The 1267-nt window shown below is 71.6% G+C and carries 1 protein-coding gene; it reads right to left on the bottom strand.

Features of this window, described 5'->3' with window-relative positions; translation table 11 throughout:
* Positions 1-1267, bottom strand: a 1267-nt coding sequence (locus ACYVOO_RS31445; protein ID WP_461019116.1) for an RHS repeat domain-containing protein, incomplete at both ends; no start/stop codon positions are given.

Here is a 1267-nt window from a genome sequence, read left to right as displayed (position 1 = left end):
GGGGTGTGGTCCCAGGTGGTGGTGGCGCCGTCGCGGGTGGTCTGTTCGGCCAGGCGGGTGGCGTCCCAGGTGAAGGTGAGGGATGCGCCGTCGGGGCCGGTCTTGGTCAGGCGGCGGCCAAGCGGATCGTAGGTATAGGCCCACTCCTCGCCCAGGGGTGTGGTGGCTTGGGTGAGGCGGTCCTGGGTGTTCCAGGTGTAGGTCCAGGTGCGGGTCTGGCCGTTGAGGAGCTTGCGGGTCTTGCGGACCAGGCGTCCTGCCGCGTCGTGGGTGTAGGTGGTGCGGCCCGCGCGGTGGATGAGGGTGCCGGTGTGTTCCCGTGCGCCGGGTGCGGGGTGGGCGGGGGCTTCGGCGTGGGTCTGGTTGCCCGCACTGTCGTAGGCGTAGGTCTCGCTCCAGCCGTGTGCCTGGACGCCGGTGACCCGGCCGGTCGTGTCCAGGGCGAAGTGGCGGGTGCCGGTGGTCAGTTCGCGGATCTCGGTGAGGTACCCGTCGGGGCGGTAGGTGTAGGCACGGTGCTGGAGAAGGGTGTCGCCGGGGCTGGTGGTGAGGGCCTGGGTGGTGAGGCGGCCGGTGGCATCCCAGTCCTGGGTGAGGGTGACGGCTCCGGCCGCGCGCTGGGTCTCGCGGCCGGCCGCGTCGTGGGTGAAGGCGAGGGTGTGGCCGCCGGTGGTCAGGGTGGCCGCACGGCCCGCCGCGTCATAGGTCCAGGTGGAGGTGAGACCGGAGGGTGTGGTGCGGTGGGTGCGGTTGCCCGCCGCGTCATAGGCGTAGCGGGTGGTGCGGCCATTGACCGTCTCGGACAGGACACGGCCCAGCGCGTCCCGCGTCAGGGTCAGTTCACTGCTGGCGTTGGCCGCGCGCAGGAGAGCGCCGTCGGGGTCGTAGGTGTAGGTGGTCTCCTCGCCCGTGGCCTCGTCGTGCTGGTTCAGTACACGGCCTGCCGCGTCCAGTTCGTAGCGCAGGGTCTGGCCCAGCGCGTTGGTCTGGGCGGTGAGGCGGCCCGCGGCATCGAGGGTGTAGGTGCGGGTGGCGCCGTTGAAGTCCGTCTCGGAGGTGAGACGTCCCGCCGCGTCGTAGGTGTAGCGCCACTCCAGGCCCTGGGGGTTGGTGACGGTGGTCAGGCGCAGTTCGGTGTCGTAGGCGAAGGCGTAGCGCGCACCGTCCGGGCCGGTGCGGGTGGCGGGCATGTCGAAGTGGGTGTGGCTGTAGGCCGTGGTGTGTCCGGCCGGGTCGGTGTGGGTGACGAGGTTGCCCTCGCAGTCCC

Source organism: Streptomyces daliensis, from assembly GCF_054782395.1.
This window is presented reverse-complemented; position numbering and strand designations above follow the sequence as displayed.